22 protein-coding genes and 2 tRNA genes are annotated in these 24465 nt (G+C 73.4%); 18 read left to right on the top strand and 6 right to left on the bottom strand.

All coding sequences use genetic code 11. The annotated features are described in order from the left end of the window. The first annotated feature begins 35 nt into the window (after positions 1–35). On the top strand, positions 36–1091 hold the full coding sequence (locus tag Q0283_RS12050) for a DUF368 domain-containing protein (protein ID WP_298044832.1): 1056 nt from the start codon (positions 36–38) through the stop codon (positions 1089–1091). Between the two features lie 9 nt (positions 1092–1100). Here the strand turns inward: Q0283_RS12050 and Q0283_RS12045 are convergent, their stop codons facing one another. Beyond that, positions 1101–1550, bottom strand: coding sequence for a hypothetical protein (locus tag Q0283_RS12045; RefSeq protein WP_183527648.1), 450 nt, complete (start codon positions 1548–1550; stop codon positions 1101–1103). A gap of 207 nt (positions 1551–1757) precedes the next feature. Here Q0283_RS12045 and trxA point away from each other — a divergent pair, with 207 nt between their 5' ends. Further along, entirely contained in the window at positions 1758–2129 is a 372-nt protein-coding gene (trxA, locus tag Q0283_RS12040; protein ID WP_183527646.1) for a thioredoxin, read from the top strand. A 3-nt stretch (positions 2130–2132) separates the two neighbouring features. Here the strand turns inward: trxA and Q0283_RS12035 are convergent, their stop codons facing one another. After that, a complete protein-coding gene (locus Q0283_RS12035; protein ID WP_183527644.1) occupies positions 2133–3134 on the bottom strand; it encodes a DNA-3-methyladenine glycosylase in 1002 nt (333 codons plus the stop codon). Between the two features lie 94 nt (positions 3135–3228). On the opposite strand from Q0283_RS12035, the gene Q0283_RS12030 reads away from it, so the two are divergent. Together Q0283_RS12030 and Q0283_RS12025 are read left to right on the top strand one after the other, a co-directional pair. Then, a complete protein-coding gene (locus Q0283_RS12030) occupies positions 3229–4719 on the top strand; it encodes a cystathionine beta-synthase (protein ID WP_183528553.1) in 1491 nt (496 codons plus the stop codon). Between the two features lie 43 nt (positions 4720–4762). Further along, positions 4763–6007 carry a cystathionine gamma-synthase gene (locus tag Q0283_RS12025; RefSeq protein ID WP_183527643.1) on the top strand — a complete coding sequence of 415 codons (1245 nt, stop codon included), beginning with the start codon at positions 4763–4765 and terminating at the stop codon, positions 6005–6007. On the opposite strand, the gene Q0283_RS12020 is transcribed toward Q0283_RS12025, so the two are convergent. Continuing rightward, positions 5994–6557, bottom strand: coding sequence for a hypothetical protein (locus Q0283_RS12020; protein ID WP_298044831.1), 564 nt, complete (start codon positions 6555–6557; stop codon positions 5994–5996). The genes Q0283_RS12025 and Q0283_RS12020 overlap by 14 nt on opposite strands. Positions 6558–6908: 351 nt before the next feature. On the opposite strand from Q0283_RS12020, the gene Q0283_RS12015 reads away from it, so the two are divergent. The 6 genes from Q0283_RS12015 to Q0283_RS11990 all read left to right on the top strand — a co-directional run bounded on the left by Q0283_RS12015 (position 6909) and on the right by Q0283_RS11990 (position 14393). Then, positions 6909–8786: a DEAD/DEAH box helicase gene (locus Q0283_RS12015; protein ID WP_298044830.1), complete on the top strand. Its 1878-nt coding sequence runs from the start codon at positions 6909–6911 to the stop codon at positions 8784–8786. A gap of 70 nt (positions 8787–8856) precedes the next feature. Continuing rightward, a tRNA-Thr gene (locus Q0283_RS12010) sits at positions 8857–8928 on the top strand. A 56-nt stretch (positions 8929–8984) separates the two neighbouring features. Continuing rightward, a tRNA-Met gene (locus Q0283_RS12005) sits at positions 8985–9058 on the top strand. A gap of 176 nt (positions 9059–9234) precedes the next feature. After that, positions 9235–10647 carry an MFS transporter gene (locus Q0283_RS12000; RefSeq protein WP_183527637.1) on the top strand — a complete coding sequence of 471 codons (1413 nt, stop codon included), beginning with the start codon at positions 9235–9237 and terminating at the stop codon, positions 10645–10647. Beyond that, complete coding sequence (locus tag Q0283_RS11995) at positions 10640–12829, top strand: molybdopterin oxidoreductase family protein (protein WP_298044829.1); 2190 nt, start codon at positions 10640–10642, stop codon at positions 12827–12829. The genes Q0283_RS12000 and Q0283_RS11995 overlap by 8 nt, the downstream gene beginning before the upstream one ends. Beyond that, positions 12822–14393, top strand: a complete 1572-nt coding sequence (locus tag Q0283_RS11990) for an FAD-dependent oxidoreductase (RefSeq protein WP_298044828.1) — start codon at positions 12822–12824, stop codon at positions 14391–14393. The genes Q0283_RS11995 and Q0283_RS11990 overlap by 8 nt, the downstream gene beginning before the upstream one ends. Here the strand turns inward: Q0283_RS11990 and Q0283_RS11985 are convergent. Genes Q0283_RS11985 through nirB form a run of 3 tightly spaced genes read right to left on the bottom strand, consistent with a single transcriptional unit; the run spans position 14365 to position 18790 of the window. Beyond that, positions 14365–15489, bottom strand: a complete 1125-nt coding sequence (locus Q0283_RS11985; RefSeq protein ID WP_183527631.1) for a uroporphyrinogen-III synthase — start codon at positions 15487–15489, stop codon at positions 14365–14367. The two genes, Q0283_RS11990 and Q0283_RS11985, sit on opposite strands and share 29 nt — an antisense overlap. Further along, entirely contained in the window at positions 15486–16265 is a 780-nt protein-coding gene (gene cobA, locus Q0283_RS11980) for a uroporphyrinogen-III C-methyltransferase (RefSeq protein WP_298044827.1), read from the bottom strand. Before cobA ends, Q0283_RS11985 begins: the two co-directional genes overlap by 4 nt. Next, on the bottom strand, positions 16262–18790 hold the full coding sequence (gene nirB, locus Q0283_RS11975) for a nitrite reductase large subunit NirB (protein WP_298044825.1): 2529 nt from the start codon (positions 18788–18790) through the stop codon (positions 16262–16264). The genes cobA and nirB overlap by 4 nt, the downstream gene beginning before the upstream one ends. 185 nt (positions 18791–18975) lie before the next feature. Here nirB and nirD point away from each other — a divergent pair, with 185 nt between their 5' ends. The 8 genes from nirD to Q0283_RS11935 all read left to right on the top strand — a co-directional run bounded on the left by nirD (position 18976) and on the right by Q0283_RS11935 (position 24347). Continuing rightward, on the top strand, positions 18976–19374 hold the full coding sequence (nirD, locus tag Q0283_RS11970; RefSeq protein ID WP_298044824.1) for a nitrite reductase small subunit NirD: 399 nt from the start codon (positions 18976–18978) through the stop codon (positions 19372–19374). Beyond that, on the top strand, positions 19371–20126 hold the full coding sequence (locus Q0283_RS11965) for a sirohydrochlorin chelatase (protein WP_183527623.1): 756 nt from the start codon (positions 19371–19373) through the stop codon (positions 20124–20126). The genes nirD and Q0283_RS11965 overlap by 4 nt, the downstream gene beginning before the upstream one ends. Beyond that, positions 20075–20293 (top strand): hypothetical protein, encoded by a 219-nt coding sequence (locus tag Q0283_RS11960; RefSeq protein ID WP_298044823.1) that lies wholly within the window; start codon positions 20075–20077, stop codon positions 20291–20293. The genes Q0283_RS11965 and Q0283_RS11960 overlap by 52 nt, the downstream gene beginning before the upstream one ends. 302 nt (positions 20294–20595) lie before the next feature. Then, on the top strand, positions 20596–21270 hold the full coding sequence (locus Q0283_RS11955; protein WP_183527621.1) for an S-layer homology domain-containing protein: 675 nt from the start codon (positions 20596–20598) through the stop codon (positions 21268–21270). 119 nt (positions 21271–21389) lie between these two features. After that, positions 21390–21836: a MaoC family dehydratase N-terminal domain-containing protein gene (locus Q0283_RS11950; protein WP_183527620.1), complete on the top strand. Its 447-nt coding sequence runs from the start codon at positions 21390–21392 to the stop codon at positions 21834–21836. A gap of 2 nt (positions 21837–21838) precedes the next feature. Continuing rightward, positions 21839–22255 (top strand): MaoC family dehydratase, encoded by a 417-nt coding sequence (locus Q0283_RS11945; RefSeq protein ID WP_183528551.1) that lies wholly within the window; start codon positions 21839–21841, stop codon positions 22253–22255. After that, positions 22252–23310, top strand: coding sequence for a UDP-N-acetylmuramate dehydrogenase (locus Q0283_RS11940; protein WP_183527619.1), 1059 nt, complete (start codon positions 22252–22254; stop codon positions 23308–23310). Before Q0283_RS11945 ends, Q0283_RS11940 begins: the two co-directional genes overlap by 4 nt. Next, the gene (locus Q0283_RS11935; protein WP_183528549.1) at positions 23307–24347 is read left to right on the top strand and encodes an aldo/keto reductase; all 1041 of its coding nucleotides are present in this window, start codon (positions 23307–23309) and stop codon (positions 24345–24347) included. The genes Q0283_RS11940 and Q0283_RS11935 overlap by 4 nt, the downstream gene beginning before the upstream one ends. Positions 24348–24465 lie beyond the last annotated feature (118 nt).

Genomic DNA, 24465 nt, shown 5'->3' with positions numbered 1-24465 from the left:
ACGCCTGCCCGCCACTGCCCGAGGACTGCACCACCATGCCCCATCACGTCGAGCCCGAGCCGGAACACGCGCCGGGACCGAGACACCGTCAGACCTCCGTGCCCGGGAACCTGGTGCGCGGCGCCCTCATCGGCCTCGTCGAGACCGTCCCCGGGGTCTCCGGAGGCACGGTGGCCCTCGTGGTCGGCATCTACCACGACCTCATCGACTCCGCCTCCCACCTCATCTCCGCCCTGCGGATCGCGGTGACCGGGCCTGACCGCGGCGCGGGGGTGCGGCGCCGGCTGGGCCTGGTCCGCTGGCGCGTGGTCCTGCCGGTGCTGCTGGGCATGGTGGCCGCCGTGTTCACCGCCGCCGGTCCCGTGGCCGATGCGGTGGACGCCCACCCGGTGCAGACCCGCGCGCTGTTCTTCGGCATGGTCCTGGCCTCCGTGGCCGTGCCCGTCCGCATGATCCTCCACGACCTGGAGCACCGCCGCGTCCTGGCCGATGCGCAGGACGACGTCTCCCACCTGCGCCTGCGCCCCTGGCACCTGGCCGCGGGGCTGGCGGCCGCCGCTGGGACCTTCGTCCTGGTCTCGCTTCCACCGACCTCGGTGGAGGCCCACCCGGCCGTGATCGTGCCCGCCGCCGCCGTCGCGGTCTCCGCACTGGTGCTGCCGGGGCTGTCCGGGTCCTTCCTGCTGCTGACCTTCGGCCTGTACGAGCCGACGCTGCGTGCCGTGGACGAGCGGGACCTGGCCTATCTGGGCCTGTTCATGCTCGGCATGGTGATCGGCCTGGCGGTCGTGGTCAAGGTCCTGAAGTGGCTGCTGCATCACTGGCACACCCTCACCCTGACCCTCCTGACCGGTGTGATGGCCGGGGGCCTGCGCGTGCTGTGGCCCTGGCAGGATGAGCGGCGCGGTGTGCACGGGCCGGACGCCGACCTGGGCCAGGCGATCGGCCTGGGCGTCCTGGGGTTCCTCGGGGTGGCCGCACTGGTGACCCTGGACGCATGGATGATCCGCCGCCAGCTGCGCGCGGAGACGATGGTCGAGGCCGTGGCCGATCCCGAGCCCGGGCTCGAGATCGGGGCCGAGACCAGGTAGGGGGCGTCCTCACGCCGCGAGGGGCAGGGGCGTCACGTCCCAGATCGTGCAGAACGCGTCGTCGTCGAGCCCCATCACGGCCTGGTAGTACGCCCACGCCCACGCCGGGGCGCCGTTGGAGTCCGGCGGGGCCACCGGGCAGTCCCCGGGATGCAGCCAGGCGCCGTCCACGCAGATGAAGTCCAGATACCCGGCGATCGCCCCGTCACGGGGCGGCCTGAGGTTGTCCTTGAGGTCCGCGGCCTTCGCCACCCCGTAGAGCTCCGTGGCCTCCGGGTCCAGCACCAGCCCGCAGTCCCGCCCGAACGCCTCGACCCAGTCCATCGACTCCCGCAACGCCTCCTCCGGATCCGGTCGCTCCACCACCACCATCACCGTCGAGCGGCGCCCGGGCAGCAACGGTCCGGGGCCCGCCGGGCCGCGCTTGCCATGACTCGGGGGGATCGGTGTCATCGTCATCTCGTCCTCCAGGGGGTCGTGGCCCCGATCGCCGGGGCCGGTGAGGGCCACGCTAGGAACGGGCGCCTGCCGCCCGCCGGGGGGCATCCGCCCGACCGTGGGGGACCGGCGGGAGGCGGTCCCCTGTGGAGGAAGGCGCCTGTGCATTCACTGGCAACCTGGGGATACCGCGGATCCACCCGGCCGCCGCACGGTTAGGGTGGGGGGATGGCAACCACCGAGATCACCGAACCCGACTTCGAGACGACCCTCACCGAGAACGACATCGTCCTGGTGGACTTCTGGGCCGACTGGTGCGGCCCCTGCAAGCAGTTCGCCCCCGTCTACGAGCAGGTTTCCGCACGGCACGAGGACGTCGTCTTCGCCAAGGTGGACACCGAGGCCGAGCGCAATCTGGCCGCCGCCGCGAACATCACCTCGATCCCCACCCTGATGGCCTTCCGGGACAAGGTCCTGGTCTACGCCCAGCCCGGCGCGATCAACGCCACCCAGCTCGAGGAACTCGTCTCCGCCGTCAAGGGCCTGGACATGGACGAGGTGCACAAGCAGGTCGCCGAACAGCAGGGTCAGCAGCAGTAGCGCTCACCGCCGGCGGTGGTCCGCCGGCGTCAGCCGCGGCCCGAAGCGGCTGAACCGGTACCCGGACAGGCCGATCAGCCGGACCACGCGCTGGCGGTGCCCGGCATAGGGAGCCAGCAGCCGCAGCATCCCGGCATCGTCCGTGCGCCGGCCCGTGAGGGCCTCGCCCACGTGGTGGGCCAGGTGGAAGTCCCCGACCGCCACCGTGTCCGGCGCCCCGTGGGTGCGCTGGACCGTCTCGGCCGCGGTCCACGGCCCGATCCCCGGCACGGTGCACAACCGTCCCACCACGGACGCCGGGTCGTCGTCGGCTCCCAGCGGGTCGGCCCCGAGCCGGTCCAGCGCGGAGGCCCTCTCCGCCACCCGCAGCATCGCCCGCGACTGCGCCGGCTGGACCCAGCCGGCGTGCCAGCCCCAGCTCGGCACCTGGCGCACCGCCGCCGCCGTGGGCGCCAGCAGCATCCCCTCCGGCGCCGGCCCCGGGGGCCTCTCGCCGTAGCCGCGCACCAGCCAGCGCCAGCCCGAGCGCGCCTGGTCGTGGGTGACCTTCTGTTCCAGCACGACCATCAGCAACTGGTCCACCACCCGCCCCGTCGCCGGCAGTCGCAGCCCCGGATGCGCGCGCCGGGCCCGCACCACCGCCGGCGGCAGCCCCGAGGCTCCCGAGGCGAGCAGCGCGTCGAAACCGGACCAGTCGTCGTCGAGCCCCAGCAGGGACGGCGCGGCGGCCACCGCCGCCTGGGCACCCGGCCCCCAGGCCAGCACCGGGATCCGGCCGGGCGCCAGTGGGGACGGCGCCGGGCGGACGAGCAGCGTCACGGGATCCCCGGCGCCGGGCTGGCGGAAGCACAGCCAGACCCCCTCGGGGCGGGACTGCACCGTGGGATCGGCGTGACCGCGCTGCAGCACCCCCAGCGTCAGCCGCACGTCCACCGGGATCCCCGGCTCCAGGATCACCCCCGCATCCGGGGCCGGCAGGGTGCCGGAGGGGGTGGTCGTGTGCATCCCTCCATTCTCCCGCACGCCAGCGGTCACGCGGATTCACGCTATTGCCGCCCCGGACCGGCCCGGCGGTAGCGTGGAGCCCATGACAGAGCAGATGCACTACGCCGAGAACGTTCTCGGGCTCATCGGCAACACCCCGCTGGTGAAGCTCAACCGGGTCACCGAGGGCATCAGCGCCACCGTGCTGGTCAAGCCCGAGTACCTCAACCCGGGCGGATCGGTGAAGGACCGCATCGCCCTGGCGATGATCGAGAACGCCGAGGCCGAGGGGAAGCTGGCCGCCGGCGGCACCGTGGTCGAGCCGACCTCCGGCAACACCGGCGTCGGCCTGGCACTGGTGGCCCAGCTCAAGGGCTACCACTCCGTCTTCGTCACCCCGGACAAGGTCGGCCAGGAGAAGCGGGACGTGCTGCGGGCCTACGGCGCCGAGGTCGTCGTCACCAAGACCTCCGTGGCCCCGGAGTCCGAGGAGTCCTACTACGGCGTGGCCAACCGCCTCGAGCGGGACATCCCGGGCGCCTACCAGCCGAACCAGTTCTTCAACCCCTCCGCCCCGCAGTCCCACTACCAGACCACCGGCCCGGAGATCTGGCGGGACACCGCCGGACGCCTGACCCACGTCGTCATCGGCGCCGGCACCGGCGGGACCGTCACCGGCACCGGCCGGTACCTCAAAGAGGTCTCGGCCGGCCGCGCGTCGGGCCCGGTCAAGGTGGTCGTCGCGGACCCGGACGGCTCCATCTACTCCGGCGGCACCGGCCGCCCGTACTTCGTGGAGGGCGTCGGCGAGGACATGATGCCCGGCAACTACGACCCGTCCGTGCCGGACGAGGTGATCGCGGTGGACGACGCCGCCTCCTTCGAGATGACCCGCCGGCTGGCGGCCGAGGAGGGGCTGCTCGTGGGCGGGTCCTCCGGGATGGCCGTCGTGGCCGGGCTGCAGGCCGCCCGTGACCTCGGCGAGGACGACGTCATGGTGATCATCCTGCCGGACTCCGGCCGCGGTTACCTGGGCAAGATCTTCAACGACGGCTGGATGGACGAGCAGGGCTTCGAGACGGCGCCGGCCGAGTCCGTGCTGCCGGCCGGCGGGGTGCCCGGGGGAGTCCCCGACGTCGGCGCCGCCACCGCACCGGGTGCCGCGGGTGGTGCCCCCACGGGTCACTGGGAGGGCACCGTGAAGGACCTGCTGGCCGCGAAGTCCTCGGTGCTGCCCGGATCCCTGCCGGACGTCGTGACGGCCCCGAAGGACGCCACCCTGGCCGACGCGATCTCCACCATGAACCGCTTCGGCGTGGACGCCCTGCCGGTGGTCAGCGCCCCGCGCGACGACCTGCGCGTGGGCGAGGTGCTCGGCGCGGTGGACGTGGGGGCGCTGACCGACCTGCTGGCCTCCGGCCGGGCCCTGCCGACGGACGCGGTCCTCGACCACGCCGGCCCGGCCCTGCCGAAGGTCAACGTCCACGCGACCCTGGCCCAGGCCCGCGAGGCCCTGCGCACCGCTCCCGCCCTGATGGCCACCCACCACGGCGTGGTGACCGGCATCGTCACCCTGCACGACCTGCTGGCCCGCGTGGCCCGCTGACCTGCTCTCCCGCTCTCCCGTTGTCCCGCTGAAAGGATCCGTCATGACCGAACGTGCCGCCGAGCCCGCCGAGAACGTCCAGACCGACCGGCCCGCCGGGGCGGAGGACTACGACTACACCCTCCACCCCACAGCGGGCTTCAACACCCGCGCGATCCACGCCGGCCAGGCCTTCGAGCCGATCACCGGCGCGGTCGTGCCGCCGGTGCACCTGTCCACCACCTACGCCCCGGAGTCCATCGGCACCCTGCGCCGGGGTTATGACTACGGCCGCGGCACCAACCCCACCCGTGACGCCCTGCAGGAGCAGCTCGCCGCCCTCGAGGGTGGCGTGGACGGCGCCGCGCGGGCCTTCACCTTCGGCTCGGGGCTGGCCGCCGAGAACGCGCTGATCCACGCCGTGGCCGCCCCCGGGGCCCACATCGTCATGGGCAACGACGTCTACGGCGGCACCTACCGCCTCATCGACAGGATCCTGGGCCCGTGGGGCATCGGTCACACGGTGGTGGACATGGGTGACGTGAACGCCGTCGAGCAGGCCATGGCCGCCTCGAAGGCCTCCATCCTGTGGCTGGAGACCCCCTCCAATCCGCTGATGAAGGTCTCCGACATCGCCGCCCTCGCGGACGTCGCCCACTCCGGTGGCGCGCTGCTCGTGGTGGACAACACCTTCGCCACGCCCTACCTCCAGCTTCCGCTCGAGCTGGGCGCGGACGTCGTGGTGCACTCCACGACGAAGTACATCGGCGGGCACTCGGACGTGATCGGGGGTGCCGTGGTGGTCAACGACCCGGAGATCGCGGACAAGGTCCAGTTCCAGCAGTTCGCCGCCGGCGCGGTCAACGGCCCCCTGGACGCCTATCTGACCACCCGCGGTCTCAAGACCCTGGGCGTGCGGATGGACCGGCACGTGGCCAACGCCTCCACGATCGCCACCTGGCTGCAGGACCGTCCCGGCGTGGAGCGCGTCCTCTACCCGGGGCTGCCGGACCACCCCGGCCACGAGCTGGCCGCGCGGCAGATGCGCGGCTTCGGCGGCATGGTCTCCGTGCAGTTCACGGGCGGGGCCGCGGCCGCGAAGAAGGTGGCCGAGTCCACGCGGCTGTTCCAGCTCGCCGAGTCCCTGGGCGGCATCGAGTCGCTGATGAACTACCCGGCCGAGATGACCCACGCCTCCGTGGCCGGCACCGAGCTGGCCGTGCCGGACAACCTGGTGCGACTGTCCGTGGGCATCGAGGACGTGGCCGACCTGATCGACGACCTGGACCGGGCGATCAGCTCGCTCTGAGCCGGCGGCGCACCGGGGGCAGCCACAGCAGGGCGGCCCCCGCCAGCAGGACCGCGGCGATGGCGATTAGGGCGGGATTGCCGCGCACGACCAGGGGGATGCCCACGATCACCGCGACCCCGGTCAGCAGGCCGGCGGCACTGCGCCGGCCGCGCATCAGCTGGACGGCACCGATCCCGGTGGCGACGGTGAGCACGCCGGTGAGGCCGGCCAGGACGTACTGGCCGGCCGCACCGTCGAGCGGTGTCTCTGGGACGACGTCGGTGCGGCCCGTGAGACCGGCCACCAGGAACGCCGTGGCCAGCAGGAGGAACAGCGCCGTCACCGCACCCCACCACCAGCGGGCGGTCCGCAGCAGCACGGAGCCCCCGACGTCGGCGCGCGCCTGGCGACGTCGCCGCTCCTCGCGCTCGAGCCGGGCCTCGGCCTCCGCCCGCTCCTGACGGGCGGCGCGGGCCCGCTCGGCGTCCTGCCGCTGTCCGTCGAGGAACGAGCGCGTGGCCTTGCCGGCGGCGCGGGCGAAGCGGTGGTCGGGGTTCTCGTGAGGCACGTCTCGAGCCTAACGGCAGGGCCGGGGCACGGGATGCGTTAGACTTGAGGCACCATTCCGGTCAGAACCCCTGTGTACGCCCTCGCGAAGGGCGTCGAGTTGTGTGGCCCCTCCCGACACCGTGTCGGAGCAGCGGGCGGCCGGTCCTTCACACCCCAGCCGTTCCTCCGTCGAGGTCGTGGCCCGCCCGTGCGGTGACCATCCCCTGACGGAACCGGCCGGGCGCGGACCGCCAGGTGAGTATGGAACGGGCGTGATGTTGGACCGCGCCTCGGGGAGCACCGGAGAGAAGCAATCCGTTGCGTTGCGGCGCCCAACCGGCCGCACACCCGACCCTGAAAAGGAACACCCGTGTCCGAACACGCCCAGAATGACCACGCCCAGGCCGAGACCGAGGCCGACACCCTGACCGAGACCCCGGCGGGCCCGGCGTTCTCCACCCTCGGCATCGACAGCCGGGTCCTGGCCGCCATCGAGGACCTCGGCTACGAGACCCCCTCGCCGATCCAGGCCGAGACCATCCCGCTGCTGCTGGAGGGCCGCGACGTCGTCGGGCTGGCCCAGACCGGTACCGGCAAGACCGCCGCCTTCGCCGTCCCGGCGCTGTCCCGGCTCGCCGAGCTCGCCGACGTCAACGGCCCCGCGAGCACCCCGCAGATCCTCGTGCTGGCCCCGACCCGCGAACTGGCCCTGCAGGTCGCCGAGGCCTTCACCACCTACGCCAAGCACATCAAGGGCGTCACCGTGCTGCCCGTCTACGGCGGTGCGCCCTACGGGCCGCAGCTGTCCGGGCTCCGCCGCGGCGCCCAGGTCGTCGTGGGCACCCCGGGGCGCGTGATCGACCACCTCCAGAAGGGGTCCCTGGACCTGTCCGACCTGCAGTACATGGTGCTGGACGAGGCGGACGAGATGCTGCGCATGGGCTTCGCCGAGGAGGTGGACCAGATCCTGTCCGCCACCCCGGACCAGAAGCAGACCGCCCTGTTCTCGGCCACCATGCCGCGCGCCATCCAGCGCATCTCCGGCAAGTACCTCAACGACCCGGTCGAGGTCACCGTCGCCGCGAAGAACACCACCGCCGGCAACATCCGCCAGCGCTTCCTCCAGGTCACCCACCAGTGGAAGCTGGAGGCCATGACCCGCATCCTCGAGACCGAGGAGCACGACGGCGTGATCGCCTTCGTGCGGACCCGTAACGCCACCGAGGAGCTCACCACCAAGCTCAACGCCCGTGGCTTCCGCGCCGCCGCCATCTCCGGTGACGTGGCGCAGAACCAGCGCGAGAAGACCGTGGAGAACCTGCGCGCCGGCCGCATCGACATCCTGGTGGCCACCGACGTCGCGGCCCGCGGCCTCGACGTGGAGCGCATCAGCCACGTCATCAACTACGACATCCCGCACGACACGGAGTCCTACGTCCACCGCATCGGCCGCACCGGCCGCGCCGGCCGCTCCGGGGACGCCGTGCTGTTCATGACGCCGCGGGAGAAGTACCTGCTGCGCTCCATCGAGAAGGCCACGCGCCAGACCGTGGAGCAGATGCCCATGCCGTCGGTGGCGGACGTGAACTCCTCCCGCCTGGACAAGTTCAGCTCCCAGATCACCCAGACCCTGGCCGAGGGCGAGCTGGAGGTCTTCCGGGACCTGGTGGACTCCTACGTGGAGGAGAACGACGTCGCCCCCGAGGACGTCGCCGCGGCCCTGGCGAAGATGGCCCAGGGCGGGCGGCCGCTGCTGGCCGAGGAGCCGGACCTGCCGCCGGCGAAGATGGCCCGCCGCGACCGGGACTTCGACGGCAACGACCGCGACGCGCGGGACGGCCGGGGTTCCCGTGGCCCGCAGCGCGGCCCCGCCGAGGGCAACGCCACGTACCGGATCTCCCTGGGCCGCCAGGACCGGGTGCAGCCGGGCAACATCGTGGGTGCCCTGGCCAACGAGGCCGGGCTGCGCTCGAGCCAGATCGGGCACATCGACATCCGTTCGAACCACTCCCTCGTGGAACTGCCGGAGAACCTGACGGGTCAGCAGTGGGACGCCCTGGGCAACACCACCATCAACGGCCGCCCCATCGGCCTGCAGCTGGACACCGGCCGCCCCACGCGCTCCGAGCGCGAGGGCAAGCCGTTCCGCTCCGGCGGGGCCCACAAGGGCGGGCACAAGGGCGGTTTCAAGGGTGGCTTCAAGGGCGGTCGGAAGTCCTTCGACAAGCCCTCGCGCGACCGGTACTGACCGGTGACGGACGTGGCACTCCACCCCGATTTCGCATCCGCGGAAATCGCTGGTAGAGTTTCACGTCGTTGCCCCGATAGCTCAGTGGTAGAGCGCCATCTTGGTAAGATGGAGGTCCCGGGATCGATTCCCGGTCGGGGCTCTGGAATGAGAGCCCGTGCGCAGTATGTATCCGCGGCACGGGCGCTCTCATTTCATGGCGGCGTAGCTCAGCTGGTTAGAGCGCACGACTCATAATCGTGAGGTCGGGGGATCGAGTCCCCCCGCCGCTACGGACGAGGACCTGGACCCCGGTGGGGTCCGGGTCCTTTTTCGTGGGGCCGGTCATCTCACAGACCGGCCGGGGACCGGTGAGACACGTTTTCCCTCCCCGAAACCATTCCGCGACGCCCGCGGAAACACCCTCCTGGCAACGTGGCGGTCAACCGCGAGCCGAGAGGAACCCGCCATGGCCCTGACCGAGGACCGCACATTCACCGCCCCCGCCCCCGAGGCCGTCCCGGGAGCACCACCCACGGACCGGCTCGTCGTGGGTCCCGGCCGCTGGGTGTCCAACTGGCAGCCGGAGGAGCCGCGGTTCTGGAACGGTCCCGGGCGGCCCGCCGCCCGGCAGAACCTGTACTGGTCCGTGTTCTGCGAGTTCCTCGGTTTCGCCGTCTGGCAACTGTGGTCCGTCACGGTCGTGTTCCTGCCGGCCGCCGGCTTCGACCTGAGCACCTCACAGCAGTTCTGGCTCGTGTCCCTGCCACCGCTCGTCGGCGCCGTGCTGCGGGTGCCGTACAGCTTCACGGTGGCCCTGTTCGGCGGGCGCAACTGGACGGTCATCTCCGCCCTGTTGCTGCTGGTCCCCACGGTCGCGCTGGCCGTCGCGCTGTCGACTCCGCACACACCGGTCTGGGTCCTGTTCGCCGTCGCCGCCACGGCCGGTTTCGGCGGAGGCAACTTCGCCAGCTCGATGGCCAACATCACCTTCTTCTTCCCGGCCCAGGAGAAGGGGGCGGCCCTGGGCCTCAACGCGGCCGGCGGCAACATCGGCGTGGCCGTCGCGCAGTTCGCGGTCCCGCTCGCCGTGACGGTGCTCGCCATCGGCACCTTCGGCCCCGCCCTGCCGATGGCCGGACTGGTCTGGATCCCGCTGATCCTGATCGCCGCCTGGGGCGCGCACCGCTACATGCACAACCTGTCCCACGCCCGCAACGACCTCAAGGGCTCCCTCTCGGCGTTGCGGGAACCGCACCTGTGGCTGATCGCCCTGATCTACATCGGCACCTTCGGCTCGTTCATGGGATTCGGCTCGGTCTTCCCCACCCTGATCTCGATCATGTTCCCGGCCTTCTCGGGCCTCGAGCTGTGGGGCGCGGTGATCTCGATGGCGTTCCTCGGTCCCCTCGTGGGCTCGCTCGCCCGCCCCTTCGGCGGCAGGCTGGCCGATCGGCGGGGCGGGGCCACCGTCACCCTGGCCTGCTTCCTCGCGATGGCCGCGGTCACCGCCGGCGTGGTGCTCACGCTGCCCTGGCAGAACTTCTGGCTCTACCTCGGACTGTTCCTGGCCCTGTTCACCCTCACGGGGATCGCCAACGGCTCCAGCTACCGGATGATCCCACTCGTCTTCCGCCTGACCGTCCGGGCGGACGACCCGGTCGGGCATGAGCGCAAGTCCTCCGCGGCCCTGGGCCTGATCGGTGCCGTCGGGGGCTTCGGCGGATTCATGATCCCCCAGGTCCTGCGGGCCTCCCACAGCGCCCACGGGTCCTTCGACGCCGCCTTCTGGGCCCTCGCGGCCGCCTACCTCGTCCTGGCGGCCTTCACCTACCTCGTCTACCGCCGCCCCGGCTCGATGCTGGCCCGAGCCCATGTCTGAACCGGTCCGGACCACCACGCACTGCCCCTACTGCGCCCTGCAGTGCTCGATGACCCTCACCGTCGACGCGGCCGGTCCCGGGGCTCCGTCCGTGGCGGTGGCGGGTGCGGAGTTCCCCACCAACCGCGGCCGGCTCTGCCGCAAGGGGGCCACCGCCGCCGCGCTGCTGGGGGACCGCCCCGACCGCCTGAGCACCCCGCTGCTCCGGGACACCCAGGGCGGCCCCCTCCGGGAGGCCTCCTGGGACGAGGCCCTCGGCCGGGTGGCCACCCGCATCGCCGCGCTGCAGGGCACCCACGGCCCGGATGCCGTCGGGGTCTTCGGGTCCGGCTCGCTGACGAACGAGAAGGCCTACATCCTGGGCAAGTTCGCCCGGACCGCCCTGCGCACCTCGCGGATCGACTACAACGGCCGGTTCTGCATGGCCTCCGCCGCCAAGGCCTCCACCGAGGTCCTGGGACTCGACCGCGGACTGCCCTTCCCCCTGACCGACCTGGACGACGCCTGCACCGTGCTGCTGCTGGGCTCCAACGTGGCGGACACCATGCCGCCCTTCGTCCAGCACCTGGAGAGCGCCCGCGACCGGGGCGGGCTGATCGTCGTGGACCCGCGACGCTCCAGCACCGCGCAGCTGACGGCGGAGGGCTGCGGGCACCACATCGCCCCGGCCCCGGGCGGTGACCTGCCCCTGCTGCTGTCGGTGGCCCACGTGATCCTCGCCGAGGGCCTGGAGGACGGGGACTACCTCCATCGCCGGACCACGGGACTGGCCGCCTTCCGCCGGTCCGTGGGGGACTGGTGGCCGGAGCGCGCCCAGACGGTGACCGGGGTGTCGGCCGGGCGCATCCGGTGGCTGGCGCGGCACCTGGCCGCCGCGGCCCGGGCCGCCAGGGCCGGCGGGGACCCGGTCTTCATCCTCACCGGGCGGGGCGTGGAGCAGCACCGCGACGGAACGGACACCGCGCGCGCGGCCATCAGCCTGGCGCTGCTCCTCGGCCTGCCGGGGACGCGAGGCGGCGGTTACGGCACCCTCACCGGCCAGGGCAACGGCCAGGGGGGCCGGGAGATGGGCCAGAAGGCGGACCAGCTGCCCGGCCTGCGGTCCATCACGGACCCGGCCGACCGCGAGGCCGTGGCACGTCAGTGGGGGACCACCGCCGCGTCGCTGCCAGGTCCCGGCCTGCCGGCGACCCAGCTGCTGCACACCCTTGGAACGCCCCAGGGCGTCCGGGGGCTGCTCGTGCACGGTGCCAACGTCGTCGTCTCCGCCCCGGACGCCACTCGCGTGGAGGCCGGCCTGCGGGCGCTGGAGCTGCTCGTGGTCTGCGACTTCTTCCTCTCCGAGACCGCCGGGCTGGCCGACGTGGTCCTGCCGGTCCTCCAGTGGGCCGAGGAGGACGGGACCATGACCAACCTCGAGGGCCGGGTCCTGCGCCGCCGCAAGGCCGTCGATGGTCCGCCCGGGGCCCGTTCGGAGCTCTGGATCCTGGCCGAGATCGCCCGCCGCCTCGGCAGTGAGGTCCCGCTGCCCGACGAACCCGCCGAGGCCTATGCCGAGATCCGCCGCGCGACGGCCGGAAGCCGGGCCGACTACTCGGCGCTGGCGTGGGAACGGATCGGCGAGGTGGCCCCGTACTGGCCCCTCACCGAACCCCTCACCGGCACCGGCCCCCAGGAGGTGACCGTCAGCGGGGAACCGGTGGTCGGAACGCCCCGGGTCTTCGCCGAGCGCTTCGGCCATGCCGACGGCAGGGCCCACCTCGGGGCGATCCACGTCCGTGCGCCGCAACCGGCCTCCTCCCAGGGGCTGACGCTCACCACCGGACGGCTCATGGAGCACTACCAGTCCGGCACCCAGACCCGGCGGGTACCGGCCCTGCTGGCCGTCCACCCCGAGGCCACCGTCAGCGTGCACCCGGCCACGGCCGGCCGGCTGGCCCTCGAGGACGGCGCCCCGGCCGAGCTGCGCAGTGCCGCCGGGACCCTCCGGGCCCGCGTGGTGCTCGACGCCGGCCTGCGCACGGACACCGTGTTCGTCCCCTTCCACTTCACCGGTCAGGGCACGGCCAACCGGCTGACGGCCGGACTGCTGGACCCGCACAGCCAGATGCCGGAGTTCAAGAACACCCCGGTGACCCTCCACCCGGTCCGCCAGCCCGCTGCGGGGTCAGGCCATGAGTAGTCACGTGGTGGTCGTGGGGTGCGGGCCCGTGGCGGCCCGGCTGGTCCAGGAACTGCGCCCGGCACTGGAGTCCGGTGCCGTGCGCATGACCGTCCTGGGGGCCGAACCGGTCCCGGCCTACCAGCGGATCCGCCTGGGGGACGTGGCCAGCGGGCGCATCCGGGGCGGGGACCTGTCCATGCTGGATCCGGGGGAGCTTGCGGCGATCGGCGTCGGGATCCGGACCGGGACCACCGTGACGGGCCTCGACCGGGCCCGGCGGACGGTGCGACTCGGCCGGGGTGGCCTGGACGAGACCACGCTCGGCTACGACCGCCTGGTCCTGGCCACGGGCGCCGAGGCGGTCATCCCGGACTTCCCGGTGTCCGGCACCGTGGGCCGGGGCATCTCGGTCGCGGCCTCGGCGGGCCAGCGGCCGGTCGGCGTCATGGCGCTGCGCGAGATGTCCGAGGCCGAGCAGCTGGGCCGGGCCGTGCGCGCCGGCAGGCCCGTCGTGGTGCTCGGTGGCGGGGTCCTGGGCGTGGAGGCGGCCCTGGCGCTCGCCGAGGTGGGCGCCCCCGTCACCCTGCTGCACCGCGGACACCTGCCCCTGGGGCGCCAATTGGACCCCGATGCCGGCCGCCTGTTGTTGCGCCAGCTCACCGGGGCCGGGGTGCAGGTCCGGCCGGACTGCGGGGTCCAGGAGCTCGAGGTCAGCGCCCGCGCCGAGGACCGGGCCACCGCCGCGGACGGCGTCCCCCACCTCGTGGGCCTCCGCACCACCCAGGGGCGGCGGATCCCCGCGGCGCTGCTCGTGGCCTGCACGGGCGTCCGGGCCCGGGACCGGCTCGCCGCCGACGCCGGACTCGACACCCTGCCCCGCGGCGGGGTGGTCGTGGACGGTGACGGACGGTGCCCCGACGACCCGGCCGTCTTCGCCATCGGTGACTGCGCCGCGCCGTCGGGTGCCCGGCCGAGCGGGCTCATCGGCCCCGGCTGGGACCAGGCCCGGGCCACCGCCCTCGCCCTGCGCGAGGACCTCGGCTGTCCGGCCGCCGTCGAGCTCGATGCCGCCGGACGGCCGGTGCCCGGCCCCGAGGCGTCCCCGCACCGGCTGGATCCGCTCGTCGTGAAGTCGCACTCGTTGTCCGTGGCCTGCGCCGGGGACCCGGACGCGGACCCCTGGGACCCGGACGGGCCGAGCGTCTCCACGTGGGCGGACCCGGGGGCCGGGCAGTACCTGCGCATCGTCACCGACGGGGAGCGGATGCTCGGGTTCGTGGCGATCGGACTGCCCCGGTCCGCGGCGGAGCTGTCCCGTCATGCCCTGACCGGTGTCCTGCCCGCGGCGGACCGGTCCGCGCTGCTGGCCCTGGAACACGCCGCGGGGGACCGCGCCCTGGGACCGGAGGACGTGCTCTGCCGGTGCTCGGGTGCCACCGCCGGCCAGGTCGGGGACGCCGTGGCCGGCTGCGCGACGGTGGACGAGGTCGGGGACCGCTGCGGGGCCGGTACCGGTTGCGGGACCTGCCGCGGGCGGATCGAGGAGATGCTGGCTAGACCGCCAGTCGATAGCCTCGTTTGACGACGGTGCTGACGACGCCCGCGACCGGCAGCTGCCGGCGCAGGCGCCAGACGAGCATCTCCAGGGCGTGCTCGGACTCGCACTGGCGCAGGGTCGCGACGAGGTGGGCGCGGGTCAGCACGGCGCCCCGCGCGTCCGCGAGTTCGCGCAGCAGCGCGAGCGGGCCGGGTGGAAGCCGCACGGGGCCGGCCGGCCGCTCGGTGAAGTGCACCTGGTCACCGCGGATCTCCAGGGGGCCCACGCGGGTGTCCACGCGGAGGACCCCCTGCTGTTCCAGGTGTTCGCACACCAGCCGGATCATGGCCCCCAGGCGCCAGCGGGAGGGGACCAGCGGACGCAGCCCGGCCTCGTGCAGCGGCCCGGCGGTCACGGTCCCGACGACGGCCGTCGCCACGTCCGCGCGCAGCGCCTCCAGGAGGGGCTCCAGGCGCCCGTACTGCTGGGCGACGGCGAGGAAGGCCTCGACCGCGGGGGCGGCCGTGAAGGTGAGCACGTCGAGCTGGCGGTCGATGGCGGCGTCGATCATCCGCAGCAGGTCCGAGTCCTGGGCCGGACGCGCCCACGTGTACGGCATCACGGTCAGCACCCGGGCCCCGGCCTTCTCGAGGCGGGAGACCTGCTGGTGGTCGAGCATGCCGTGCAGCTGGAAGGCCACGGTCCGTCCCCGGAGGTTCCGGGTGAGCAGCAGGTCCACGAGCGAGGCCGTGCGCTCGTCCTGCGGTGCGCCGACGTCCTCCAGTCCGGCGGCCCGGACGGCACCGCGGGCCTTGGGCCCGCGGACGAGGATCGAGGCGGCCTCCAGGGCGCGGTGGAGCTCGGGGCCGAGCCCGTAGGCGTCGGCGGCCTCCGTCCAGCGGCGCATCCCGTAGGCCGTGGTGATGACGGCGTAGTCCGGCAGGGCGTCGATGACCCGGCGCGTGTCCCGGTGCAGGGTGACGGACTCCGTCAGGGGGGCGATGCGCAGCGCCGGGGCGTGCATCACCTCGGCGCCGCGGCGCTGGAAGGCGCAGATGAGCTCGTCGCTGCGCCGGTCCGAGGTCACGCCGATGCGGAACCCGGCCAGGGTCTGGGGCAGCGCCGGGGGCAGGTCGCTCATGCGGTCCCCGCCACCCCGGCCAGCTCCCGCAACCGCTCATCGGCCCCGGGCGCCAGCCGCACGACCTCCCCGATCACGAGGACCGCGGGGGAGCGCATGCCCTGGACGGCGGAGGCGGTGAGGATCTCCGCGAGCGGGGCGATGCAGACCCGCTGCCGCTCGGTGCACCCGCGCTCCACGATCCCCACCGGCATCCGGGGGTCCACGCCGTGGCGCATCAGCCCGATGGCGGTATGGCCGAGAGTGGCCATGCCCATGAGGACGACGGCGGTCCCGCCCAGTCGCGCCAGTCCGGACAGTTCCAGCTCGGAGAGCGGGTCGTGGCCGGAGATCACGGTGAACGCCTTGCTCAGACCGCGCGCGGTGACGGGGATCCCCGCCGCGGCCGGGACGGCCACCGCGGAGGTGATGCCCGGGACCACGGTCACCGGGACCCCGGCCTCCTCGCAGGCGGCCACCTCCTCACTGCCGCGGCCGAAGACGAACGGGTCCCCGCCCTTGAGCCGGGCCACGCGCAGCCCGGCCAGGGCCGAGGCCACGATCAGCCGGTTGATCTCCGCCTGGGGGACCCTGTGGTGCCCGGGCTGCTTGCCGACGTCGACCAGGTGGGCGTGCGGCGCCCACGCGGCCAGGTCGTCCGTGGGGGCGAGCCGGTCGTAGTACACGACGTCGGCGTGGGACAGCACGCGCAGCGCGCGCACCGTCAGCAGGTCGGCCGCCCCGGGGCCGGCACCGATGAGCGTGACCGAGCCCGGTGCCGGCACCGCCCCGGTCACCGTTCACCCCGCACGGGGATGCGCGGTCCCGACAGGACCACGGAGCCCGCCCCGGCCGGCTCTGCCGACCCGGCCGGGGCGTTGACGAACGTACGGAACCGGCGTAACCGTTCGGGGTCCTCGAGGGTCGCGGCCCACTCGTCCCGGTAGGTCTCCAGGTGGTCGGCGACCACCCGTTCCAGGTCCGCGGCGATCCCGAGGGAGTCATGCACCACCACGTCCTGCACGTGGTCGATCCCGCCGGGCAGCTCCTCCATCCACCGGGCCGTGCGCTGCAGGCGCTCGGCGGTGCGGATGTAGTAGACGACGTACCGGTCGATGTACCGCAGCAACGTCTCGTCGTCGAGGTCCTTGGCGAGCAGTACCGCGTGGGCCGGGGTGGCTCCTCCGTTGCCGCCCACGTAGAGGTTCCAGCCTTCGGAGGTGGCGATCACGCCCACGTCCTTGCCGCGGGCCTCGGCGCACTCCCGGGCACACCCGGAGACGCCGAACTTCATCTTGTGGGGGCTGCGCAGCCCCCGGTAGCGCTCCTCGAGCCGGACGGCCATGGCCACGGAGTCCTGCACCCCGTAGCGGCACCACGTGGAGCCCACGCAGGACTTCACGTTGCGCAGGGCCTTGCCGTAGGCCTGGCCGGACTCGAAGCCGGCGTCCACGAGACGCCGCCAGATCGGGGGCAGCTGCTCCAGGGTCGCCCCGAACAGGTCGATCCGCTGAGCACCCGTGATCTTGGTGTACAGCCCGTAGTCCCGGGCCACCTCCGCGATCACCGCGAGCTTCTCCGGGGTGATCTCGCCGGCCGGGATGCGGGGGACCACCGAGTAGGTGCCGTCCTTCTGCAGGTTCGCCAGCGCACGGTCGTTGGTGTCCTGCAGTCCGCCGCGGTCCCCGTCGAGGATGTACTCGCCGTGCAGGGTGGCCAGCACGGAGGCCGCCACGGGCTTGCAGATGTCGCAACCGAGGTTCACGGCCGGGTCCGCGGGCGTGCCGAAGCGGGTGACGATCTCGCCGAAGGTGGTCAGCCGGGTGGACCGCACGGCCTCGAACAGTCCGGACCGGGACAGGGCGAAGTGCTCGCACAGCGCGGTGGAGACCTCCACCCCCAGCTCGACCAGTTGCCGCTCCATGACCTTCTGGGCCGCCGGCAGGCAGGAGCCGCACTGGGTCCCCACCCCGGTGCAGGCCTTGAGCCCGGCGAGGTCCGGACAGCCACCGCACACGGCCCGGCGCAGGTCCCCGGCGCTGACGTCACGGCAGGAGCAGACCTGGGCCTCGTCCGGCAGCGCCAGGTCCGGCGGGGCGCCGTTGCCGGCCGCGGAGAGGAACGCCCCGGCCTCCCCGGGCAGCTCACGTCCGAGCATGGGGCGCAGCGCCGCGTAGGGGCCCGCATCGCCCACGAAGACCCCGCCGAGCAGGGTGCGCGCGTCCTCGGAGACGACGAGCTTCTGGTAGACCCCGCCGGTGGGATCGGCGTACACGACCTCCAGGGCGCCGGGGGCTGCGGCGAGGCCGTCCCCGAAGCTGGCCACGTCCAGCCCGGCGAGCTTGAGCTTGGCGGCGGTGTCGAAGCCGGGGAAGGTCCCGGAACCGCCGCACAGCCGGTCGGCGACCACCTCGGCCATCGTGTTGGCCGGAGCCACCAGCCCCATGCACTCGCCCCCGAAGCTGGCGGCCTCGCCGATCGCCCAGACATGCGGGGCCGACGTCGCACAGGTCTCGTCGATGACGAACCCGCCGCGGGGACCGATCTGCAGCACGCCGGCACCGAGCTCATCGCGGGCGGTGATGCCCGTGGCCGCGACCACCAGGTCCACCGGAAGGCCCTCGCCGGAGGGGAAGCGCAGCCAGCCACCCTCCAGCGCGCTGGGGCGCTCGCCGAGCCGCAGGACGTACCCCTGGTCGCGCAGCAGGCGGTTGAGGGTGCGGCCGCCGAACTCGTCCAGCTGCGCGTTCATGACCCAGGGGCGGGAATGGACCACGGTGACGTCCGCGCCCAGGGCCCTCAGCCCGCCGGCGGCCTCCAGGCCCAGCAGGCCGCCGCCGATCACGGCGGTCTGCGGCGGGCGCCCCAGCCGGGTGGCGAGCTCCGCCACCCGGCCGCGCAACCGGTCGACGTCGTCGATGGTCCGGTAGACCTCCAGGTCCCCGGCCCCGGGGATCGCCGGGCGTGCGGCGTCGCTGCCGGTGGCCAGGACCAGGTCGTCCCAGCCCAGGGTGCTCCCGTCCGCCGTCGTCAGCGACCGCGCGGCGGGATCGATGGCGGTGACCCGGCATCCGGTGCGCAGGCTCACCCTCGGGTCGTCCCAGGGGCCGGAGCCGGAGCCCAGGGGCAGGTCGTCGGTGGCGTCCAGGAAGCGCCGGGAGAGGGCCACGCGGTCATAGGGGGCCCGTGGCTCCTCGGTGAACAGGGACACCCGCAGGTCATCACCGCGGGCCAGCAGGGCCTCCACCAGCCGGTGGGCGGCGGGGCCGCCACCGACCACCGCCACGGTCCGGTTCGTCGATCGGATCGGTCGCACAGTCATGGGTCCATCCCCTCGCATCGAAGGATCACCACGCTATGAGGGGGCCGTTTCCCCACCGTGTCCCCGGTGTAACGGCTGGGTGACGCCCCCCTCACCAGGCGGCGGCCGCGGAGGAGAGGACACCGTTGCACGGGCGAAACATCACGGGTGACCCCCTGGAAACACGCGTTTCCTACGGTGGATCCATGACCCTCACCGCGACCCACCCAGCGTCCGCCCCGCACGCCGTCACCGGCACCGCCACGGCATCCGAGCCGGCCGCCGCCTGGCACCCGGTGTGTCCCCTCGACCGGCTCGAGCCGCTGTGGGCCGAGGCCGCCCTCGTTGCGGGGGAGCAGCTCGCCGTCGTGCGGCTGCCCTCCGACGAGGTCCTCGCCGTCTCGCACTGGGACCCGTACGCGAACGCCCCCGTCATGGCCCGCGGGATCGTCGGCTCCCGGCAGGGCCGGCCCACCCTGGCCTCGCCCCTGCACAAGCAGGTGTACGACCTCGCCACGGGCCAGTGCCTCACCGACCCGGCCCTGCGGCTCGCCACCTTCCCGGTGCGGGTCCGCGACCGGATCGTCGAGGTGCGCGCCGCGTGAGGGACCGGCCGGCCCTCATCGCCGTCTCCCACGGCACGGCCGACCCCGCAGGGCAGGAACGGATCACCGCGCTGGCCCGGGCCGTGCGGACGCGGACCCCGGCGGAGGTCCTGCTGACCCACGTGGACGTGCAGTCACCGCCGGTCGGGGAGGTGGTGGCGGCCCTTCCGCCGGGCCGGGCCGCCGTCGTCGTACCGGTGCTGCTCTCCGCGGGGTATCACGTGAAGGTGGACCTGCGCGAGGCCGCCGGCGGGCTCCCGGTGGCCGGCGCGCTGGGCCCGGACGAGCGGCTGGTGGAGGTGCTGGCGCGGCGGGCGCTGGGCTCCGGGTTCGTGCGCGGTCACCACCGGGTGGTGCTGGCCGCGGCCGGATCCACCGACGCCGGTGCGGTCGCCGACTGCCGTGCCGTCGCCGCGCGGGTGGCCGCCCGGCTGGGCACCGAGGTGACCGACGCCTACCTCTCGGCCGCGCGGCCGGGGGTCGCCACCGCCGTCGGGACCGCCTGCCGCCAGGACCCCGCCCGGCCGGTGCTGGTGCTGAGCTACCTGCTGGCGCCGGGGTACTTCCAGTCCCGGCTGGTCGCCGAGGCCGCCGCGGCCGGAGCGGCGGCCACCACGGCCCCGTTGCTCGGGGAGTCGGGACCGGTGCCGGTGGAGCTCGCGGACCTCGTGGTCAGCCGGTACCGCGCTACCGTGGAGGGGTGTTCAATCCCTGGGAGAACGGCTCGAGGGCCTACCGCATCACGCTGCTGACCGGCACCGGGCTCATCCTGTCCGGCATCCTGCTCTCCGTCCTCGGGGGAGCCCTCACCCTCACGCCCCTGCAGTGGGGCGCGATCGGGCTGATCGGCGCCGGCCTCATCACGCACCTGGCCGCCCAGGTCCTGCGGATCCGGGACGCCCGCCGCCGCCACCGGTGACCGTCCGGTCCCGCACGCCCTGGCGCAGTGGCCGCGGGGAGGCCCTCACCCGGACCGGCCCGGGCGGGGTCACCGCCGTCGACGAGGACACCCGGCGACCGTCGAGCGGGACACGTTCAACGGGACGGACGCGGCCCGTGGCAGCGCCCCATGGCCCGGAGGAGGCCATCCGGGCCACGGGGGTGCCGCAGTGCGCGAATGTTATCGGAAACCTGCAAGTCGGCGCAATGTGACGCTTGACACGGTGGGATGCGGAGGGATGGAATGACGGCGTCAGTACCATCTCAGCGAAGGGTCGTCTCATGAAAAACCACCGTCGCCTTTCTGGGGCAGTCGCCATCGGCCTCACGGCAGTCCTGGCCGGCGCCATGGCCGCCCCGGGCTTCGCCAGCACCACCGATCCGGGGGACACCCCGCCGGAGCCGGATCGTCATAGCGGGAACTTCACGGACAACCCTCGCGGGTCGGCGTTCTTCACGCCGGTGCGGTGGATGGCCCGTCATGACATCTCCGTCGGCTACACGGACAACACGTTCCGGAAGAACCAGAACGTGACCCGTGGGGAGACCACGGCCTTCCTGTACCGGTACATCGATCCGGAGGACTTCGAGTCGCCGGACGAGTCGCCGTTCAGCGACGTCAATGCCGGTGGTGCGTACTACGCCTCGATCACCTGGGCGTCCGCCGAGGAGGTCACCGCCGGCTACGCCGACGGCACCTTCAAGACCTCCCGGGCGGTCACCCGTGGTGAGTTCGCCGCGTTCCTGTACCGCTGGGACGAGCCCCGTCGGCACGTCTCCCCGGAGACCTCGCCGTTCGAGGACCTCAACCCGGGCGGCGCGAACTACGACGCGATCACCTGGCTGGCCTCGAAGGGCATCACCGTCGGGGACACCCAGGGCAACTTCAACCAGTCCGATCCGATCACCCGCGGGGAGATCTCGGCCTTCATGCAGCGCTACCACGCGTTCGGCTGACCCCTTCCGGCACGAGTACGTGACGCCATCCCCCTCGGGGGGGTGGCGTCACGTCGTGTCCGGGCGCGGGTAGTCTGGACAGCGGCCGCCGACCACCCCGTCACCAGGAGGACCGACCCGTGAGCGTGAACCCGGACCTGCAGGGGCGGAGCTATCCGCCGACCCAGCCCTACGCCGTGGGGCGGGAGAAGATCCGCGAGTTCGCCGCGGCCGTCAAGGCCGGTCACCCGGCCCACTCCGACCTCGAGGCGGCCCGCGCGCTCGGCCACGCGGACCTGGTGGCCCCGCCCACCTTCGCGGTGGTCCTGGCCCAGCGCGCAGAGCAGGCCGTCGTCCAGGACCCGGACTCCGGCATCGACTTCTCCCGGGTGGTCCACGCGGACGAGCGCTTCACCCACCACCGGCCGATCGTGGCCGGTGACGAACTGGTCGCCACCGCCACCGTGGAGACGGTCAAGTCCCTGGGCGGGCACTCGATGGTCACCACGCGCGCGGACATCGCCACCACGGCCGGGGAACCGGTCAGCACCGTGCGGTCCACCCTGCTGGTCCGCGGAGAGGAATGAGCATGCAGAAGGGCGACTCGATCGGCTCGACCACCATCCGCCTCGACCGCGCGGACCTGGTCCGCTACGCCGGTGCCTCCGGGGACTTCAACCCGATCCACTGGTCCGAGTCGACCGCCCGCTCCGTGGAGCTGCCCGGCGTGATCGCCCACGGCATGCTGACCATGGGGGCGGCGGTGCAGCTCGTCACCGACTGGTGCGGGGACCCCGGCCGGATCCTCGACTACCAGACGCGCTTCACCCAGATGGTCCCCGTCCCCGAGGACGGCGGGGCCACCCTGGAGGTCACCGGCAAGGTCGGGGCCGTGGACGCGGAGGCCGGCACGGCCCGGATCGACCTGACCGTCACCGACCCCGGCAACGACGGCGCGCGGGTGCTGACCAAGGCGCAGGCCGTGGTCCGGGTGGACCAGCCGTGAGGCTGGCGGACCACACCACCAGCCGCGTGGGCGGGCCCGCCGACCACTGGGTCACCGCCACCTCCGAGGCCGCCGCCATCTCGGCGATCCGCCTGGCCGACGAGTCCGGGAGCCCGCTGCTCGTGCTCGGCGGCGGCTCCAACACCCTGATGGCCGACGCCGGCTTCCCCGGCACCGTGGTCCAGCTCGCGTTCGCCGGCATCGAGCAGCGCTCGGCCGACACCGTGCGGATGGCCGCCGGACAGGACTGGGACAGGGCGGTGGCCTGGACCGTCGGGCACGGCCTGTCCGGGCTCGAGGCGCTCTCCGGCATCCCCGGGTCCGCCGGGGCCACGCCCGTGCAGAACGTGGGCGCCTACGGGGCGGACGTCTCCCAGGCCCTGGTCTCGGTCCGCGCCTGGGACCGGCAGGCCGGCCGGGTCGTCGAACTGGCCAACGCCGACCTCGGCTTCGGCTACCGGGACTCGGTGATCAAGAGGTCCCTGCTGGAGGATCCGGAGGCGACCACCCCGCGCTGGATCGTGCTCTCCGTGGACTTCAGGCTCCGGAGCGCGGGAACCGCCGCCCCGGTCCGCTACGCCCAGTTGGCCCGGGCCCTGGGCGTGCGGGAGGGGGAGACGGCGCCCCTGGCCCTCGTGCGCCAGGAGGTGCTGTCCCTCCGCGCGGGCAAGGGCATGGTCCTGGACCCGGCCGACCACGACACCTGGTCCACCGGGTCGTTCTTCACCAACCCCGTCGTCCCGGACGCCGTCCGGGCCCGGTTGCCGGAGGGCGCTCCGGCATTCGGCGCGGGACCGGGCCGGGTCAAGCTCTCGGCCGCCTGGCTGATCGAGCACGCCGGCTTCGGCAGGGGCTACGGGCTGGGGGAGGCGGAGCGGCACCTGGCGAACGGCCGCGCGTCGTTGTCCACCAAGCACACGCTGGCCGTGACGAACCGGGGGGAGGCCTCCACCGAGGACCTGCTGGCGGTCGCGCGCACGGTGCGGGACGGCGTCGAACGGGCCTGGGGCGTGCGGCTGCACCCCGAGCCGGTGCTGGTGGGGTGCGCGCTGTGATCCCGGACAGTCACCGTCCCTACGTGGCGGCTCCGGAGCGGTACTCCTCCACGGAGTACCGCCGCGTGGGCACCAGCGGCCTGCACCTGCCCCCGATCAGCCTGGGACTGTGGTGGAACTTCGGGGACAACCGGCCCTTCGACGTCCAGCGGCAGATCCTGCGCCACGCCTTCGACCACGGCATCACGCACTTCGACCTGGCGAACAACTACGGTCCGCCCTACGGCGCCGCGGAGGAGAACTTCGGGCGGATGATGCGCCGCGACCTCGCCCCGTACCGGCACGAGGTCATCGTCTCGTCCAAGGCCGGCTGGGACATGTGGCCCGGGCCGTACGGGAACCTGGGGTCGCGCAAGTACCTCATCGCCTCGGCGGAGGAGTCGCTGGAGCGGATGGGCCTGGAGTACGTGGACATCTTCTACTCGCACCGCGCGGATCCGCACACCCCGGTGGAGGAGACCGTCGGCGCCCTGGACACCCTCGTGCGGCAGGGCAAGGCCCTCTACGTGGGCATCTCCTCGTACTCGGCGGAGCGCACCCGCCAGGCCGCCGCCGTCGCCCGGCAGCTCGGGACCCCGCTGGTCATCCACCAGCCCGCCTACTCGCTGCTGAACCGCTGGGTGGAGGACGCGCTGCTGGACACCCTGGCGCGGGAGGGCATGGGCTCGATCGCCTTCACCCCGCTCGCCCAGGGGCTGCTGACGGACAAGTACCTGGACGACGCCGGTGCCGTGCCCAGCGGCGGCCGCGGTTCCCTGGCCGGTCACGTCACCGAGGAGAACCTGGCCACGGTGCGCGCCCTGGCCGGTCTGGCCGCCGAGCGCGGCCAGACCCTGGCCCAGCTGGCCATCGCCTGGCTGCTCCGCGAGGGCGGGGTGAGCTCCGTGCTGCTCGGGGCCTCCTCCACGGCGCAGCTGGACGAGAACCTCGGCGCGCTGGCGAACACCGTCTTCACGGACGCCGAACTGGACCGCATCGACCGGGTGGCCGGACGGGAGTCCACCATCAACCTCTGGGACGTGTCCTCCTCGATCTAGTCCGGGCCCGGCTCCGGCACGTTTCCGGTCCGGGACGACGACGGCGGCGGGGGCAGTCGGGCGCGCGGGCGCGCCATGGCGCGGCTGCCGTCGGTCACGCTGCGGGCCGGCGACCGCC

The sequence above is a fragment of the uncultured Citricoccus sp. genome, assembly GCF_937871995.1.
Classification (GTDB): Bacteria; Actinomycetota; Actinomycetes; order Actinomycetales; family Micrococcaceae; genus Citricoccus.
This window is presented reverse-complemented; position numbering and strand designations above follow the sequence as displayed.